We start from the raw sequence: 18,029 nt of genomic DNA on the forward strand, positions 1-18,029 counted from the left end.
GAAAACCGCTCGCCATGCCTGATTTGATGAGGTAACCTCGAATACGTTTTGCGCTGATGCCCAATTCATTTGTTATGTGAATAATTTTGTGCGACAAGCCACAGTTTTGTTCATTAACGTTTGTCTCAGGGCGCGCAGGTAATTAGTCTCGTCACGTTGGTATTTTGTATAACGATATTTATCGTAAAGGACATCAAGGGATAACAAACATAATGGTCAAGTCTCAGCCTATTTTGAGATATATCTTGCGGGTAATTCCCGCCGTTGCTGTAGCAGTAATGCTGTCAGCATGTAGTTCGACAAACACCGCAAATATGCATTCTGAGACGCATGCAGTCGGCAATAAAGATGGTTTTTTACTGCAAGCTTCTCAGGATGAATTCGAAGAGATGGTCCGTAATGTAGATGTGAAATCACGTCTTATGGATCAATATGCAAGTTGGAAAGGCGTTCGTTATCGCCTCGGTGGTAGTAATAGAAGCGGCATTGATTGTTCTGCATTCGTGCAGCGCACATTCCGTGAACAATTTGGTTTAGAGTTGCCTCGTTCAACTTCTGAACAGCAGGATTCAGGTAAATCGATTTCGCGTAGCAAATTACGTACTGGCGATTTAGTTCTGTTCCGTGCGGGTTCAACGGGTCGACATGTTGGAATCTATATCGGTAACAACCAGTTTGTACATGCTTCCACCAGCAGTGGTGTGACGATTTCGAGCATGGATGAGCCTTACTGGAAAAAGCGTTACAACGAAGCGCGACGTGTATTGAGCCGCAGTTAATGCGCACCTTGCAGACGGTTACTCCCTTGGCTGTTCTGCAAGACAACAATATGACGAGACAAAAGAACGCTGCTTATGCAGCGTTTTTTATTGCCTAAAATTCATCCAGTTAAATAATTCTAAAATGATGATAGTTTTCGTTCGAAACTTTATGACGTATCGATCGTTTTTGCGTTATAGTCCAAAAAAACGCAAATAAACAATCAGTCTCTTGCGCCTGCAGGAACCATTCATACATGTTTTCTAAAAATATTTTCTCACGTTACTTTACCTCTGTCCGGCAAATAGCCGCCTTCAGTATTTTGGCCGGCGTGCTTGCCGCGCTATTGATTGGCGGAATAACTAGCCTGACATTGCACAGCAAGCGTGAAGCCAGCTACGACACACTTACTGAAGATATGCGTGAATATCTCAGCATCTTTTTCCAGGACCTCCAGTCGACCATCAGCGGCATTCAACCATTAACTCTTTCAGACTGCCATCAAGTCTCCGGCGAATTGACTTCGCGCGCAGCCTTTAACGCCAACGTTCGCGCCTTTGTTTTAGTTCGTAACGGCAACGCCTACTGTTCTTCGGCTACGGGCAGCATGTTGATGGAGATGAGCCAGCTCTCCCCGGATATCGATATCAATAAAAATATCGATTTGGTTATCATGCTCGGTACCCCAATGATGCCCGGTAAGCCGACTATTGCCGCATGGTTTAAAAATCCGGTAATTGAGGGGCGTGGGGTTTTCGCCACCCTGAACGTAAATCTTACACCGTATCTATTATTCACTACTCGCCAGAGCGATATGGTGTCGATGGCGATCATCGCTGGCGATAAAGCGCTAACCACAATATCCAGCAATGTGATGAATGCTGCGAACCTCCCGAAGCATCCTACGCGCGTAATATCCATGGAAGATTTTCCCATCAAGATAGCGTTGTATGGCAAAACCTGGCCTGTAGAAGATATTCAAATCTCGATTCTGACCGGGCTCATATTCGGCATACTCGGTGGTGCGTTATGTGCCTACTTCCTGACGGTGCGCCTTCGTTCCGGTAAAGAGATTTTGATGGGGATTAAACGCGGGCAATTTTATGTTGTGTATCAACCGGTAGTTGATGCCAAAGAATTAAAAATGTCAGGCGTAGAAGTATTGATGCGCTGGAACCACCCAATTGCAGGGCCTATTCCTCCCGATGCGTTTATCGCGTTCGCCGAAGCACAGCAATTGATCGTTCCCCTCACCCGCCATTTGTTTGACTTGATTGCACGCGATGCCAAAAAGCTCCAGCATATCTTACCGGCTGGTGCGCGCCTCGGCGTTAATCTGGCTCCTAGCCATTTACATTCACCAACCTTTAAAGAAGATATTCAAGCCTTTGCCGCCTCATTGCCCCCTCATCATTTCCAGTTAATTTTCGAAATCACTGAACGAGATATGGTGAAAGAAAATGAAGCCAGCTGCCTGTTTACCTGGATGAATGAGCAAGGATTTCAAACTGCAGTCGATGATTTTGGCACCGGGCACAGCGCACTTATCTATCTGGAACGCTTTAAGCTGGATTATCTGAAGATCGATCGTGGCTTTGTTAATTCTATAGGTTTAGAAACTGTAACATCCCCAGTACTTGACGCCGTATTAACCCTTGCCCGCAAGCTAAGCATGACGACGGTTGCAGAAGGTGTGGAAACACCTGAGCAAGCCAAATGGTTAATTGACCGAGGGGTAAATTATTTACAAGGTTACTATTTCGCCCGCCCACTCACTCTTGAGCAATTGCAGTCATGGGGCGGTCAGCAAAAAACCTACGATGAGCTTGCTTGATCCCAGCGAACACCAATGCTGCTTGAAGTATGGCAGCTATAACTTATGATTTATCATCATGGCGTTATAACGCGGCGGGGCGTTGCCTGGACACTGATATTGTTTCGGGATGAAACAATTAGGTAAGCTCCTCCCCAACAAGGATTGATCTATACGATGTTTGCCCGCATTCTCACCCTGCTGAGCCTTTGCCTGATTGCAGCCCCAGGCCTTGCTGAAAACATCAAGGAAAGCTACTCCTTTGCCGTTTTAGGGGAACCTAAATACGCCATCAATTTCACTCATTTTGATTATGTTAACCCTGCGGCTCCGAAAGGCGGGGATATAACGCTATCAGCCATTGGCACCTTTGATAACTTCAACCGCTATGCTCTGCGCGGCAATCCTGGTGTAAGCACCGAAACCCTATATGACACGCTTTTTACCAACTCGGATGATGAGCCGGGAAGCTACTACCCGCTGGTCGCTGAGATGGCGCGCTACCCAGATAACTTTGCATGGGCTGAAATCGAAATTAATCCGCAGGCGCGTTTTCATGATGGGACGCCCATAAAAGCCAGCGATGTGGCCTTTACCTTCAATAAATTTATGACCGAAGGCGTACCGCAATTTCGTCTGGTTTATAAGGGCGCAAAAGTGAGATCTATTGCCCCTTTAACGATACGCATTGAACTAGCAACACCCAGTAAAGAACGAATGTTAGGTTTGTTCTCACTACCCGTGTTCCCTGAAAAATTCTGGAAGAATCATAAACTCAGCGATCCTCTGTCTGCTCCCCCTCTGGCAAGTGGCCCTTACAAAATAACGGCCTGGCGCATGGGGCAATACATCACCTACTCACGTGTCAGGGATTACTGGGCTGCCAATTTGCCAGTTAACCGGGGGCGCTGGAATTTTGACTCTATTCGGTACGACTATTACCTCGACGACAACGTCGCTTTCGAAGCTTTCAAAGCCGGTGCGTTCGATTTTCGTAACGAAGTTTCAGCCAAAAACTGGGCCACGCGCTACACAGGAAAGAATTTTGCTAACCATTTCATCGTAAAAGAAGAACAACCCAACGATGCAGCGCAGGATGCACGCTGGCTGGCATTTAACATTCAGCGCCCAATTTTTGAAGACCGGAAAGTGCGCGAAGCGATTGGCCTGGCCTTTGATTTTGAATGGATGAACAAAGCGCTTTTCTATGGTGCTTACAGCCGGGCAAACAGTTATTTCCAGAATACGGAATATGCCGCTCGTGATTATCCACATGCAGATGAACTCATCCTGCTGGCACCCATGAAAAAGGATTTACCGCCAGAAGTGTTCACCAGCATCTATAACCCGCCAAAATCGAACGGCAATGGTTTTGACCGAGAAAACCTGCTCAAAGCCATGACGTTGTTAAAAGAGGCTGGATGGGAGCTGAAAGACCAGAAGCTCATCAATGTTAAAACAGGTAAACCCTTCACCTTCGAATTGCTAATAGGGGCTACCGGTAACACACAATGGGTTTTGCCATTCCAGCATAATTTACAACGGCTGGGGATCACGATGGAGATTCGCCAGGTCGACAACTCGCAACTCACCAACCGCATGCGCAAGCGGGACTACGATATGATATCAACGCTTTACAGCGCCATGTCATATCCCAGCGCTGACGTGCAAATCGCATGGGCTTCAGAATATGTTGATTCCACATATAACTCCCCCGGAGTGAAAAGCCCGGTGGTTGACGAACTGATTTCTCAGATTGTGGCTAATCAAGGCGATAAACAAAAACTGCTTCCCTTAGGCCGGGCTCTGGATCGTGTACTGACATGGAATTACTACATGATCCCGATGTGGTACATGGCCGCAGATCGTTTCGCATGGTGGAACAAGTTTTCAAAGCCGGCTATTCATCCGTTATACGCAACCGGGTTTGATACCTGGTGGTACGACGTCAATAAAGCCGCACAATTACCAGCTAACAGGCGTTAAGGGAATATATGGGAAGTTATCTGTTACGTCGCTTGTTGCTGATAATCCCCACGTTGTGGGCAATTATCACCATCAACTTTTTCATCGTACAGATAGCACCAGGCGGCCCTGTAGATCAGGCTATTGCAGCAATTCAGTTTGGCCATGGTTCAGGTGTGCCCGGTATGACCGCTGACACTATGGGCAGCGGCCACGCGCGTGTTGGCGTGGGTAACGTTGGTGACAGCCAGTACCGAGGTGCGCGCGGTCTCGACCCGGAAGTGATTGCTGAAATCACTCATCGCTATGGTTTTGATAAACCGATCCATGAACGTTACTTCAAAATGCTTGGCGATTATTTGCGTTTTGACTTCGGTGACAGCCTGTTTCGCAGCGCATCCGTTATCCATCTGATTAAAGAGAGCCTGCCGGTTTCTATCTCGATTGGCCTATGGAGCACGCTGATTATCTATATTGTGTCGATCCCACTCGGCATACGAAAAGCCGTCAGCAATGGCAGCAGTTTTGATATCTGGAGCAGCACTTTTATTATCATTGGCTACGCCATTCCCGCATTCTTATTCGCAATTTTGCTGATTGTATTGTTTGCCGGCGGCAGTTATCTGGACTGGTTCCCGCTACGCGGGTTGGTGTCGACCAATTTCGATACCTTACCGTGGTACGGCAAAATTTTTGACTACCTCTGGCACATCACCTTGCCGGTGGTGGCAACCGTGGTAGGTGGCTTTGCGACCTTAACCATGCTGACGAAGAACTCGTTTCTTGATGAAATTCGTAAACAATATGTGGTTACAGCCCGCGCCAAAGGGCTGAGTGAAAAGAAAATCCTCTATCGCCATGTGTTCCGCAACGCCATGCTATTAGTTATTGCCGGTTTTCCTGCCACGTTCATCAGTATGTTTTTTACTGGTTCGCTGCTAATCGAAGTGATGTTCTCGCTAAACGGCCTGGGTTTATTAGGCTATGACTCAACCATTTCACGCGATTACCCGGTGATGTTTGGCACGCTATACATATTTACGCTCATTGGTTTGCTGTTGAACATTTTGAGCGACATTACTTACACGCTGGTCGATCCGCGTATTGATTTTGAGGGGCGTGGATGAGCCGTTTAAGTCCTGTGACTCAGGCCCGTTGGGCTCGATTTTGTCAAAACAAACGCGGCTATTGGTCATTATGGGTTTTCGCCGTTCTGTTTGTACTTAGTCTCGGATCAGAGCTTATTGCTAACGATCGTCCATTGATCGTTCACTACCAGGAACGCCTCTATTTCCCCTTTATTGCCAATTATAGTGAAAGTGATTTCGGCGGGCCTCTAGCAACCCCTGCTGATTATCAGGACCCGTGGCTTGCAGAACGTCTGAGCCAAAAAGGTTGGATAATCTGGGCACCGATTCGCTTTGGATCTAGCGCCATTAACTTTGCCACCACGGTCCCCTTCCCTTCACCGCCAAGTTCCCAAAACTGGCTAGGAACTGACGCCAACGGTGGCGATGTCCTGGCACGCATTCTCTACGGCACACGCATTTCTATTCTTTTCGGCCTGATGCTGACACTCTTTTCCAGCGTGATTGGGATACTTGCCGGTGCGGTTCAGGGCTATTACGGCGGGCGGGTTGATTTATGGGGGCAGCGATTTATCGAAGTGTGGTCTGGAATGCCGACACTGTTCTTGATAATCCTGCTTTCAAGCGTCATTCAGCCTAATTTCTGGTGGCTGTTGGGGATTACGGTGCTGTTTGGCTGGATGAGTCTGGTGGGAGTGGTACGTGCAGAGTTTCTGCGCACCCGGAACTTCGATTACATTCGCGCGGCACAGGCAATGGGTGTCAGCGACAGGTCGATAATCACACGTCATATGCTGCCCAACGCCATGGTCGCCACCCTCACTTTCTTACCGTTTATTCTTTGCGGTTCGATTACCACCCTCACCTCACTGGATTTCCTGGGCTTCGGTTTGCCACTTGGTTCCCCATCCCTCGGTGAGCTGTTGCTGCAAGGCAAAAATAACCTTCAGGCTCCGTGGCTTGGCATCACCGCATTTCTCTCGCTGGCAGTATTGCTGACGTTACTTATTTTTATCGGCGAAGCAGTGCGCGACGCCTTCGATCCGAGCAAGGCGCACTGATATGACGACTCCACTGCTGTCCATAAAGAATTTATCCGTGGCTTTCCGAAGCGGCGACACCATTGTGCAAGTGGTGGACGATTTATCCCTTGAGGTGAATGCCGGTGAAACACTCGCATTAGTCGGTGAATCAGGATCAGGGAAAAGCGTCACGGCGTTATCGGTGCTGCGTCTGTTACCGGCACCGCCAGTTGTTTATCCGGCGGGTGAGATTCTCTTTAAAGGGCAGGAGTTATTACATGCTCCTGAACGCACGCTTCGAAGTGTACGTGGCAACAAAATCGCCATGATTTTTCAAGAGCCTATGGTTTCACTAAACCCTCTGCACAACATTGAAAAGCAGCTTTATGAAGTGTTATCGCTACATCGTGGAATGCGCCGTGAAGCCGCTCGTGCCGAAATGTTAACGTGCCTGGACCGAGTTGGTATTCGTAATGCGGCAAATCGCTTAACTGATTTCCCCCACCAGCTTTCTGGTGGTGAGCGCCAACGCGTGATGATTGCCATGGCGCTGCTGACTCGCCCAGAATTACTTATTGCCGACGAGCCAACAACTGCTCTGGATGTCACGGTGCAGGCACAAATTCTGCAACTGCTCAAAGAACTCAAACAAGAGCTGAATATGGGGCTGTTGTTCATTACCCATAATCTGAATATCGTCAAAAAGCTGGCGGATAACGTTGCTGTGATGCGCAACGGTAAATGTGTTGAACAAAACTCCGCAACTAAACTGCTCTCCGCACCGCAGCACCCTTACACGCAACAACTGCTGGACGCCGAGCCCACGGGTAGTCCACGTCCCGTAGAGGATAGCATCAAGCCGCTATTGACCGTTCAAGGATTGCAGGTCGCCTTCCCTATTCGTCGCGGGTTGCTTAAGAAAACCATCGGTTATAACTACGGAATAAAAGACCTAAGTTTTACGCTGCGTGCCGGTGAAAGCATCGGTTTGGTTGGAGAGTCAGGATCAGGTAAAAGTACGACCGGGCTTGCGTTGCTACGCCTAATTAATTCCAGTGGTGAGATATGGTTTGATGGCAAACCGCTCCATGAGCTTAATCGCAAAAAGCTGCTGCCACTGCGTCACCGCATACAGGTCGTTTTCCAGGATCCGAACTCATCGTTGAATCCACGTCTGGATGTTTTGCAGATAATTGAAGAAGGTTTACGCGTGCATCAGCCTGCGTTAACTGCGGCAGAACGTGAGCAAAAAGTCATCGTGGCAATGCAGGAGGTGGGATTAGATCCGCAAACAATGCATCGTTATACGGCAGAATTTTCTGGCGGACAAAGACAGCGTATCGCCATTGCCAGAGCGCTGATTTTACAACCAGAGTTAATCATTCTTGATGAGCCGACTTCTTCGCTCGACCGCTCCGTACAAGCACAAATACTCGCATTGCTGAAGTCGTTACAAGAAAAGCATCAGTTGGCCTACATTTTTATCAGCCATGACTTGCGAGTAGTGAAGTCGTTATGCCACCAGGTAGTGGTACTGAGGCAGGGAGAAGTCGTTGAGCAAGGAGCATGCCAGCAAATTTTTGCAGCACCTCAGGCGGAATATACACGCCAGTTACTCGCGCTTGCTTGATTTGCAAGCTTAAGAATCAAAAGGGATTAGTGCTGGAGAAAGATTCAGCAATAGCCACGCCGAAGTTCTTAAGCCTGCACGTTGCAGTTTGCTCATCCTGACGGTTAACAAACAGGCATGGCTGACCTTCGCATTCCACGACGGCAGAATCCACTTCGATATCTCTCAGCGCCAGGCTCAATTTGTGCATGGTCGGCCAGGCTGAATCACTATTGTTGTCGCTAAGCAATTTCAGGCCAATCAGACAATTTTCAGCGTTCTGACCATTTTGCGGAATCGGTTCAACTCTGGAACCTGCAAAACCAGCCAACCAGCGATATCTATGTGGTAAGCGATGAACAATAGAAAGCTGTAACGTATTCACTGTGGTGTCCCCAAAAAATCCAAAATTATTTCACAAAAAGTTTACATAAAGGTTAACACAATGTTGATGCTTTGTGTGTAAACAACCTGGAAACCGCTTACATCCGTTGTAATTATTTGTCTACCATTTCATATTTAGTGTTTTATTTTTGTGGTACCGCACACATTTCGGCGCTATATGTAACGCTTTCTGCGATGTAACTCAACCTTTTTAACTACAAGAATATGACTTTTTGTTGTTGATACGTTTACATTTGAGAAACAAATTGTAGGCGTTTGTGAGAGGATTTCGTTGATTTGGATTAAAGAACGGGTACCTGGCGATACCCGTTTTCATACTTTAGGATTATTTAGTGGTTAAGCGCGGGCGGCTGGCGTAGAGATAGAACACAATGGAGCAAGTCGCGCACACGGCAATCGACCAAATCATCGGCCACGCAGAATTAAAAGTCGCAAAGGATAGCAGCGCGCCGGTTAATGCGCCGATACCGAAACGAAACGTGCCAGCCAGCGAAGAAGCTGTTCCCGCCATATGTGGAAACTCATCAAGAATGACCGCCATCGCGTTTGACGACACCATTGAAACGCAACCAACAAATGCCGCCACACCCAATACCATCGACCAAAAACCGAACCCCAGCATCGTACTAAGTACCAGCCAGATAGCCATAGCAAACTGGACAAACAACCCAAAGCGGAACATCGCCAGCGGGCCGAAACGGCGTACGAAGCGGCTATTAATTAGCGTCATCACAATCAAGAACAAGATGTTAAGCGCGAAGTAGTAACCAAAATGCTGTGGCGCAACGTGATTGAGTTCAATGTAAACAAACGGCCCGGCACTCAAAAATGAGAACATTGCCGCGAAGCTAAAACCACTCGCCAGCATGTAACTGAGCACGCGTTTATGGCGGAACAGCGTCGCAAAGTTGCCTATCGTGGTTCGTAAGTGAAACTTCTGACGGCGTTCAACAGGTAGCGTTTCGTGGATCAGGAAGAAAATCATCGCTGATGCAAGCAGTGCTGCCAGTGCCAGGATCCAGAAGATTGCATGCCAGCTAAACCATACGAGCACTGCCCCGCCGACCATCGGTGCAACAAGCGGTGCAATAGTGGTGATCAGCATGACAAACGACATCATGCGCGAGAACTCTTCTTTTGGATAAATATCGCGCATCAAGGCGTTGATCACCACGCTTGCAGCAGCAGCAGAAAGGCCATGCAGAAAACGCATTGCAATCAGGTGATCAATCGTTTGTGAGAGCGCGCAAGCAATTGCTGCCGCCGCAAAGACAAGCGTACCGCCAAGTACCACCGGCTTACGGCCAATGCTGTCTGCCATCGGGCCATAAAATAGCTGCCCAATAGCAAAGCCAAGAATATAGGTACTTAACGTCATTTGTGCGCTGCCCGCTGGCACGCCAAATTCCGAGGCAATAACCGGCAGGGCCGGTAAATACATATCTATTGATAACGGCATTAACATGGCCAGCAGGCCAAGTATCACCACAATACCAATTGACGAGTTTTGCTTACTGCTCAAGCTTCCTCCTGGAATTAACGTGGCGGCATGCCAACGCTGGCAACTTCTTCTTCGGTTAATGTGCGGTATTCGCCGGGTGCGAGATCTGCATCCATAGCAATTGCGCCAATGCGTTCACGATGCAAGCCAACCACATGGTTGCCTACCGCCGCAAACATACGTTTTACCTGGTGGTAACGGCCTTCGCTGATGGTCAAACGCACTTCAAGCGGAGTAATCACTTCAAGTGTTGCAGGCAGCGTCAGATCTTTTTCATTATGCAATTGAACGCCAGCGGTGAATTGTTCTGCTGTGTCGTCGGAGATCGGATTCTCAAGTGTCACCAGATAAGTTTTTTCACAATGGTGACGCGGAGAAGTAATACGGTGTGACCATTGACCATCATCAGTCATCAATACCAGACCGGTGGTGTCGATATCCAGACGCCCAGCAGCATGCAGTTTGTGCGCCATTGGTTCGTCGAGGAAATAGAGCACGGTTGGGTGATCCGGGTCTTCCGTTGAGCAGACGTAACCTTGTGGCTTATTAAGCATAAAGTAACGCGGGCCAACTTGCTGAGTCAGTGAACGACCATCAAACTCCACCTGGTGCTCAGGGTTCAGTTTAAATGAAGCGTCACGCACCACTTCACCGTCAATCGTGACACGGCTTGCGCGGATTTCACGGCCAGAGATAGCACGGCTCACGCCAAGCTGCTGAGAGATAAATTTATCGAGTCGCATTAAATATTGCCTGTTTCTAAGAGGTACCAGGACAAAACCGCTGGCCGGGCATCAGCCCGTTTATATGGGTAAAATTCGTTTGCCTGTTAATTAGTTTGCCAGTATAGCCGGATAGAAAAGTCTCTCAAGCTAAAACCCTGTTTCATGCCATAATCGCCGCTGATGTTTCACAGACCTGATCAATAATGTCCTTTACCTTACGCCCCTACCAACAAGAAGCAGTAGACGCCACGCTGCACTACTTCCGTAAAAACATCACCCCAGCGGTGATTGTGCTGCCTACGGGCGCGGGAAAAAGTCTGGTGATTGCCGAACTTGCCCGTGTGGCGCGAGGGCGAGTGTTAGTACTTGCACACGTTAAAGAGCTGGTCGCGCAAAACCACGCTAAATATTGCGCGCTTGGCCTGGAAGCCGATATTTTCGCCGCCGGTCTGCAACGCAAAGAGAGCAACGGCAAAGTCGTTTTCGGTAGCGTCCAGTCCGTAGCCCGCAATCTTGAGCAATTCCACGGCGAGTTCTCGTTGTTGATTGTCGATGAATGCCACCGTATCGGTGATTCTGACGACAGCCAATATCAGCAAATTCTCGCCCATTTACGCACCGCGAATCCTAAACTGCGTCTGCTTGGCCTGACCGCAACACCTTATCGGCTCGGGAAAGGCTGGATCTACCATTTTCACTATCACGGCATGGTTCGTGGCAATGAAAATGCCCTTTTCCGTGACTGCATTTTCGAATTACCGCTGCGTTACATGATTAAGCACGGCTATTTAACGCCACCCGAGCGCCTCGATATGCCCGTGGTGCAGTACGATTTTAGCCGCTTGCAGGCACAATCGAACGGTTTATTCAGCGAAGCCGACCTTAACCGTGAACTGAAACAGCAAAAGCGTATTACCCCACATATCGTCAGCCAGATTGTTGAGTTTGCCGCCGACAGGCGCGGCGTGATGGTTTTTGCCTCAACCGTTGAGCACGCCAAAGAAGTCACCGCGCTGCTGCCCGCAAACGATGCGGCTCTGATTACCGCAGATACCCCGGGCCCTGCCCGCGATACTTTAATCGAAGCGTTTAAAAACCAGCAATTCCGTTTTCTGGTGAACGTGTCGGTACTTACCACAGGCTTTGACGCGCCCCATGTTGATTTAATCGCCATTTTGCGCCCGACAGAATCCGTCAGCCTGTATCAGCAAATTGTAGGTCGTGGCCTGCGCCTGGCTCCCGGTAAAAAAGATTGCTTGATACTGGATTACGCCGGAAATCCCCACGATCTGTTCACTCCAGAAGTCGGTGCTGCGAAAGGTAAAAGCGATAACGTGCCCGTGCAGGTTTTCTGCCCTTCATGCGGTTTTGCCAACACGTTCTGGGGCAAGACCACCAGCGACGGCAAGTTAATTGAACACTTTGGCCGCCGCTGCCAGGGCTGGTTTGAAGATGATGACGGAACCCGCGAGCAGTGCGATTACCGCTTCCGCTTTAAAAATTGCCCGCAATGTAATGCAGAGAACGATATTGCCGCCCGTCGTTGCCATCAGTGTGACCATGTTCTGGTCGATCCCGACGATATGTTAAAAGCCGCGCTGAAATTGAAAGATGCCCTGGTGCTGCGCTGTGGCGGAATGACGCTGCAACACGGTGGCGACGAAAAAGGTGATTGGCTGAAGATTACCTATTTTGATGAAGACGGTGCAGATGTTAGCGAGCGCTTCCGCCTGCAAACACCCGCCCAACGTATGGCTTTCGAGCAGCTATTTATTCGGCCACATAGCCGTGCACCCGGCGTGCCGCTACGTTGGATAAACGCCGCTGATGTTGTGGCTCAGCAATCTGCGCTCCGCCACCCGGATTTTGTCGTCGCACGTAAGAACGGCAACTTCTGGAATGTACGGGAAAAGGTATTTGATTATGAAGGACGCTTCCGCCGGGCAAATGAATTACGTGGCTAAAGGTTCTTTTAATTGCTGATGTCGCGTGGAATGGCTATAATGCGCCCGCTTTTGCATCCGCAAAGCAGATCACTTACCTGTTGCTGGGTCGCCTGTAACAGGATTATTTAAGAGAGAAACAGTTAATGTTTACTATCAATGCAGTAGAACGCAAAGAGCAGGGCAAGGGTGCGAGCCGCCGCCTGCGTGCAGCTAACAAATTCCCGGCAATCATCTATGGTGGTTCCGAAGCTGCGATCTCTATCGAACTGGATCACGACAACGTAATGAACCTGCAAGCTAAACCAGGTTTCTACGAAGAAGTTCTGACTCTGGTTGTAGACGGTAAAGAAGTTAAGGTTAAAGTTCAGGCTGTTCAGCGTCACCCGTTCAAGCCAAAACTGAGCCACATCGACTTCGTTCGCGCTTAATCGCGAATTTAGTTCGAAAAAAAACCCGCTTCGGCGGGTTTTTTTATGGCTATTTTCCAGAACTGCGACGTTGTAACTGGTCACGCAGATTCGGTGGCGTGCCCTTAATGGTCAGCGTGTCAGTCGCTGGATCCCAGTAAATACGCTCGCCAAGTAGCATAGCATCAAAACTAATCGTTAACCCGCCACCGCTACCGGCGAATTTGGTTAACTGGCGCAGCGTGCTGCGATCGGCCGGGAAGCTTTCTTCAAGTTCATAGCCTTTATCCGCCGTGAACTGCTGGAAGTTTTTATCATCAACCGCCCACGGTAGCTCATCAGCCAGCGAAGAAAGCTCAATCTCTTCCCCGGACTGGAGTTGCTCGTTGCAGTATGCATAAACCTGCTGACGCGCGGCCTGACGCTCATTTTTATCCAGCTGCGCTTCGTTGGTGAAATCATCCAGCGCTTGCAACAAACCTTTGTTTTGCGCTTTGGCGTTTAAACCTTCGCTGGCACCAAGGAAATCCATAAAGAAATCGGACACTTTGCGCCCCACTCGCCCTTTCAGGAAAGTCAGGTAACGCGTGGACTCCGGGTTGGTTTCCCATTCTGTCAGATCGATACGCGCCACAATATCGGCGTGGTTGATGTCCAGATGATGCGTGGAACTAATATCCAGCTCTTCGTTGACGCGCATACTGCTTAAATTATTCAGCACCGCTACCAGTAAATATTCCACCGCCAGGTAGCGATATTCGCAAAACAGCACAATGCCGCCATCAGCAAATGGATATTTTGCCAGCTCATCACGCAAACGACCGGTCGCAGCACGGCTGAAGGCGAGGAAATCCTCATCACCTTTTCGCTGTGAACGCAGGGCTTGCGCTAATTCACTCTCTTCGCTGAACAGACCATATGCTTTATTTTTTGCACTATATACGCGGTGCAATTCGGCCATCATTTCTTCTACGGCGCCGTTCGTTGCCAACAGAGAATCACGCAGCACGACTTCAAGTGTCTGTTCGCCGCGTTTGATCAACTGGTGTAAGGCAATCTGGTTGATATCCAGACTCATGATAAACTCTCCTTTTAAACTCGGCGGTATTCAACCATTGCCAGAAGCCTTGTGCAACCTCCCCTAAATAATTCGGGCGGCAAGAAGGCAGCTAACGCACGTGCAGCTTGAAGTATGAAGGGGAAAGATAAAAAAGCAGAAAAACAGGTCCTTCTACGGTAAGATAACGCCCTTTCCTGAATCTAATTGATTGTTAATTTATGCCACAAATATCCCGTTATAGTGACGAACGCGTCGAAGAACTGTTGAGTGAACTGGCGAGCGTGCTGGAAAAGCACCAAACGCCAACCGATCTTTCCCTGATGGTACTGGGAAATATGGTCACCAACCTGATTAATACCAGCGTAGCTTCTGCTCAACGCCGCTCGCTGGCTCGCTCTTTCGCAGAGGCACTGCAAGCCTCCGTGAGCGAAGACAAAGCTCATTAAGGGATTGTAGTTACACGTTATGGTGACTAATCGTCAGCGCTACCGCGAAAAAGTTTCCCAGATGGTCAGTTGGGGACATTGGTTCGCCCTGTTCAATATCCTGCTGGCAACGCTGCTGGGTAGCCGCTATCTATTTGTCGCTGACTGGCCGGCAACACTCACGGGTCGTATTTATTCCTGGCTGAGTGTTATCGGTCATTTTAGTTTTGTGGTTTTCGCCACTTATCTACTGATTCTCTTCCCGCTGACCTTCGTTGTCATGTCACAGCGCCTGATGCGCTTTATCTCGGCAGCGCTTGCTACCGCAGGCATGACACTCCTGCTTATCGACAGCGAAGTCTTTACTCGCTTCCATCTCCATCTTAATCCAATTGTCTGGGAACTGGTGATTAACCCAGACCAGAGTGAAATGGCGCGAGACTGGCAGCTGATGTTTATCAGCGTACCGGTAATTTTATTGATTGAAATGCTGTTTGCGACCTGGAGCTGGCAGAAACTGCGCAGTCTTGGGCGTCGTAAACACTATGCAAAACCTGTTGTTGTGCTGTTTTTTGTCGCATTTTTCAGCAGCCATATTATGTATATCTGGGCTGATGCCAATTTCTATCGCCCGGTTACCATGCAGCGTGCCAACTTGCCGCTCTCCTATCCAATGACAGCCCGTCGTTTCCTCGAAAAACATGGCTTGCTGGATGCGAAGGAGTATCAACGTCGACTGGTGGAACAGGGTAATCCTGAAGCTGTATCAGTACAGTACCCGCTTAGCGATCTGCAATTCCGTGATATGGGCGCGGGCCACAATGTATTGCTGATTACCGTCGATGGTCTGAACGCTGAATACGCGCCAAAAAACTTGCCGAATCTCAACGAGTTTGCTGCCAGCAACATTAGCTTCAAGCAACATATGAGTGCAGGTAACGGTACCGACAGCGGTATTTTTGGCCTGTTCTATGGGATTTCGCCTGCGTATATGGACGGTGTTTTATCCGCCCGAATCCCAGCAGCATTAATTACTGCATTGAACCAGCAAGGTTATCAATTGGGGCTGTTCGCTTCCGATGGTTTTGACTCATCGATGTACCGCCAGGCTCTGTTGTCTGACTTCTCTTTGCCTTCAGCGCAGAGCCAATCTGACGGACAAACAGCCTCGCAATGGATTAACTGGCTGACGCAGTACGCATCTGATGACAATCGTTGGTTCTCGTGGGTTGCCTTTAACGGCACCAGCATCACGGCAGATACTAATCAGCAAGCCTTTGCTCGCCGCTATGCGCGTGCAGCTGGTAACGTTGATGAGCAAATCAAACGTGTGCTTGATGCGCTGGAAGCCTCAGGCAAGCTCCAGAATACAGTTGTGATTATTACCGCAGGCCACGGTGTGCCTCTTGGCAAAGAGCAGCAAGATTCCTTCGCATGGTCACGTTCACGAATTCAGGTGCCACTGGTTATCCATTGGCCGGGCACACCTGCACAGACCATTACGAAACTCACCGATCACCAGGATGTCATGACAACGCTGATGCAGCGCCTGCTTCATGTCAAAAACCCAGCGAATGAGTATTCACAAGGTGAAGACTTGTTTGCCGCAACACGCCGTAATAACTGGGTAGTAGGTGCTGATAACAACAGTCTTGCGATTACTTTGCCAACCATGACGCTAGTGCTTGATAACAATGGCAACTACCGGATGTACGATTTGAAAGGCGAAATCATCAAAGAAACCAAGCCTCAACTTGGGTTATTGCTGCAAGTGTTGACTGATGAGAAGCGCTTTATTGCCAATTGATTGTATATTTATGAAACAGTTAGCAATAAGCCGTCTTGCAAACGATCGCCAGATAAGTAGTATTATTTTTTATGCTTCGGCACGTAGCGCAGCCTGGTAGCGCATCGTCATGGGGTGGCGAGGGTCGAGAGTTCGAATCTCTCCGTGCCGACCAGAAATATCTTAGAAAGCAGCCTACTATGGCTGCTTTTTTTATGTTTGTATTTTGAATGGGGGTAAACGCCCACTCCTTTTCATCACCAGCACATCTGACCAACGTGTCGTATAACGTGGTGAAAGCATGTCTCTTTTCATCTGCCAGGGTTGCTCTATCCCTTGCCCGGCAAAGTACAACGTTCCTTTGCCTTTCTTCTGATTAATACCATCAATGGTCTGCATCAGAGCGTCACTGTTGGCTCGAGGTGGGTTTTCATCAAAGAGATTTAGCTGGGCAACGCCCTGGCTAAAAAAGTCGCAAAGCATAATTCCAGCTTTTTGATAGTGGTGACCGTTTCTCCAGATAACGTTCAGGCAACGCGTGGCTGCAGCGATAATATCGCGGGTGTCCTGGGTGGGTGTCAGCAGTTTCACCATCGCCTGATTGCCATAGTAAGGTTCACTTGCTGAGAATGGCGATGTTTTGACAAAAGCCGAAATATGGCGGCAATACTGATGCTCGGCTCTTAACTTTTCTGCGGCACGTGCAGCATAACTACATAGAGCCTGGCGCATGTGTTCATACTCAGTAAGACGCTCCCCAAACGAACGTGAACAAATGATCTCCTGTTTCGTGGGAGCAAATTCTTCAAACCCCAGGCAAGATTCACCACGCAGTTCACGAACCGTACGTTCGAGCACCACGCTAAAGTGCTTACGTATAAAACGGGTATCAGTATCTGCAAGTTGCAGTGTGGTTTGAATGCCCATGGCATCAAGTTTTTTGCTGATACGACGACCGATTCCCCACACTTCATTAACCGGTAATGCATGCATGAGTTTGCGCTGGTGATCAACATTGGATAGGTCAACCACGCCACCCGTTTTCAGCGGCCACTTCTTCGCCGCGTGATTAGCAAGCTTCGCCAGTGTTTTAGTTTGGGCGATCCCCACTCCCACGGTTAAATGCGTACGCTGTAAAAGAGTAGTACGTATTTCCCGGCCAAAATCCGCCAGATTGCGACAATTATTCACGCCAGATAAATCACAGAATGCTTCGTCGATGGAGTAAATCTCCACTCGCGGGCAGATTTCTTCCAGCGTCATCATAACCCTACGCGACATATCAGCGTACAACTCGTAATTGCTACTAAAAGCGATAACGCCCTTTTGTCGGAAGAGCTCTTTCTGCTTAAAGTAAGGGCCGCCCATTTGTACACCGCAGTTTTTAGCCTCGGCGTTACGCGCAATAACACAGCCATCATTGTTACTGAGAACCACAACTGGCTTACCTTTCAGGTCTGGCCTGAATATGGTTTCACAGCTTGCGTAAAAGCTGTTTACATCAACCAGAGCAAACAT

15 protein-coding genes and 1 tRNA gene are annotated in these 18,029 nt (G+C 48.8%); 11 read left to right on the top strand and 5 right to left on the bottom strand.

Annotation, left to right across the window (positions count from 1 at the left end; translation table 11 throughout):
- Positions 1-212: 212 nt before the first annotated feature.
- The 6 genes from mepS (at position 213) to yejF (ending at position 8,277) form a co-directional block, all read left to right on the top strand.
- Positions 213-779 (top strand): bifunctional murein DD-endopeptidase/murein LD-carboxypeptidase, encoded by a 567-nt coding sequence (gene mepS, locus M977_RS04350; RefSeq protein ID WP_034458689.1) that lies wholly within the window; start codon positions 213-215, stop codon positions 777-779.
- A 236-nt stretch (positions 780-1,015) separates the two neighbouring features.
- Positions 1,016-2,593: a cyclic di-GMP phosphodiesterase gene (locus M977_RS04355; protein ID WP_083962903.1), complete on the top strand. Its 1,578-nt coding sequence runs from the start codon at positions 1,016-1,018 to the stop codon at positions 2,591-2,593.
- Between the two features lie 156 nt (positions 2,594-2,749).
- A complete protein-coding gene (locus M977_RS04360; RefSeq protein ID WP_064512551.1) occupies positions 2,750-4,558 on the top strand; it encodes an extracellular solute-binding protein in 1,809 nt (602 codons plus the stop codon).
- 8 nt (positions 4,559-4,566) lie between these two features.
- A complete protein-coding gene (locus tag M977_RS04365; protein WP_064512552.1) occupies positions 4,567-5,664 on the top strand; it encodes a microcin C ABC transporter permease YejB in 1,098 nt (365 codons plus the stop codon).
- Positions 5,661-6,686 carry a microcin C ABC transporter permease gene (locus M977_RS04370; protein ID WP_064512553.1) on the top strand — a complete coding sequence of 342 codons (1,026 nt, stop codon included), beginning with the start codon at positions 5,661-5,663 and terminating at the stop codon, positions 6,684-6,686. Before M977_RS04365 ends, M977_RS04370 begins: the two co-directional genes overlap by 4 nt.
- Before the next feature lies 1 nt (position 6,687).
- The gene (gene yejF / locus M977_RS04375; protein ID WP_064512555.1) at positions 6,688-8,277 is read left to right on the top strand and encodes a microcin C ABC transporter ATP-binding protein YejF; all 1,590 of its coding nucleotides are present in this window, start codon (positions 6,688-6,690) and stop codon (positions 8,275-8,277) included.
- A gap of 16 nt (positions 8,278-8,293) precedes the next feature.
- Here the strand turns inward: yejF and M977_RS04380 are convergent, their stop codons facing one another.
- The 3 genes from M977_RS04380 to rsuA form a co-directional block, all read right to left on the bottom strand.
- Complete coding sequence (locus M977_RS04380) at positions 8,294-8,641, bottom strand: YejG family protein (protein ID WP_064512557.1); 348 nt, start codon at positions 8,639-8,641, stop codon at positions 8,294-8,296.
- Between the two features lie 345 nt (positions 8,642-8,986).
- Entirely contained in the window at positions 8,987-10,183 is a 1,197-nt protein-coding gene (locus M977_RS04385) for a Bcr/CflA family multidrug efflux MFS transporter (RefSeq protein WP_064512559.1), read from the bottom strand.
- A gap of 14 nt (positions 10,184-10,197) precedes the next feature.
- The gene (rsuA, locus tag M977_RS04390) at positions 10,198-10,905 is read right to left on the bottom strand and encodes a 16S rRNA pseudouridine(516) synthase RsuA (RefSeq protein WP_064512560.1); all 708 of its coding nucleotides are present in this window, start codon (positions 10,903-10,905) and stop codon (positions 10,198-10,200) included.
- Positions 10,906-11,090: 185 nt separating this feature from the next.
- Between rsuA and radD the strand changes: the two genes are divergently transcribed.
- A complete protein-coding gene (gene radD / locus M977_RS04395; RefSeq protein ID WP_064512562.1) occupies positions 11,091-12,851 on the top strand; it encodes a DNA repair helicase RadD in 1,761 nt (586 codons plus the stop codon).
- A 125-nt stretch (positions 12,852-12,976) separates the two neighbouring features.
- Positions 12,977-13,261, top strand: a complete 285-nt coding sequence (gene rplY, locus M977_RS04400) for a 50S ribosomal protein L25 (RefSeq protein WP_034497069.1) — start codon at positions 12,977-12,979, stop codon at positions 13,259-13,261.
- 49 nt (positions 13,262-13,310) lie between these two features.
- On the opposite strand, the gene yejK is transcribed toward rplY, so the two are convergent.
- Positions 13,311-14,318, bottom strand: coding sequence for a nucleoid-associated protein YejK (gene yejK, locus M977_RS04405; RefSeq protein ID WP_064512564.1), 1,008 nt, complete (start codon positions 14,316-14,318; stop codon positions 13,311-13,313).
- A gap of 200 nt (positions 14,319-14,518) precedes the next feature.
- Here yejK and M977_RS04410 point away from each other — a divergent pair, with 200 nt between their 5' ends.
- The 3 genes from M977_RS04410 (at position 14,519) to M977_RS04420 (ending at position 16,686) form a co-directional block, all read left to right on the top strand.
- Positions 14,519-14,746, top strand: coding sequence for a YejL family protein (locus M977_RS04410; RefSeq protein ID WP_034458713.1), 228 nt, complete (start codon positions 14,519-14,521; stop codon positions 14,744-14,746).
- A gap of 19 nt (positions 14,747-14,765) precedes the next feature.
- The gene (gene yejM, locus M977_RS04415) at positions 14,766-16,532 is read left to right on the top strand and encodes an LPS biosynthesis-modulating metalloenzyme YejM (RefSeq protein ID WP_064512566.1); all 1,767 of its coding nucleotides are present in this window, start codon (positions 14,766-14,768) and stop codon (positions 16,530-16,532) included.
- 77 nt (positions 16,533-16,609) lie between these two features.
- Positions 16,610-16,686: transfer RNA gene (locus M977_RS04420), tRNA-Pro, on the top strand.
- A gap of 38 nt (positions 16,687-16,724) precedes the next feature.
- On the opposite strand, the gene M977_RS04425 is transcribed toward M977_RS04420, so the two are convergent.
- The gene (locus tag M977_RS04425; protein ID WP_064512568.1) at positions 16,725-18,029 is read right to left on the bottom strand and encodes a Y-family DNA polymerase; all 1,305 of its coding nucleotides are present in this window, start codon (positions 18,027-18,029) and stop codon (positions 16,725-16,727) included.

This window comes from Buttiauxella gaviniae ATCC 51604 (assembly GCF_001654835.1).
GTDB classification, from domain to species: domain Bacteria; phylum Pseudomonadota; class Gammaproteobacteria; order Enterobacterales; family Enterobacteriaceae; genus Buttiauxella; species Buttiauxella gaviniae.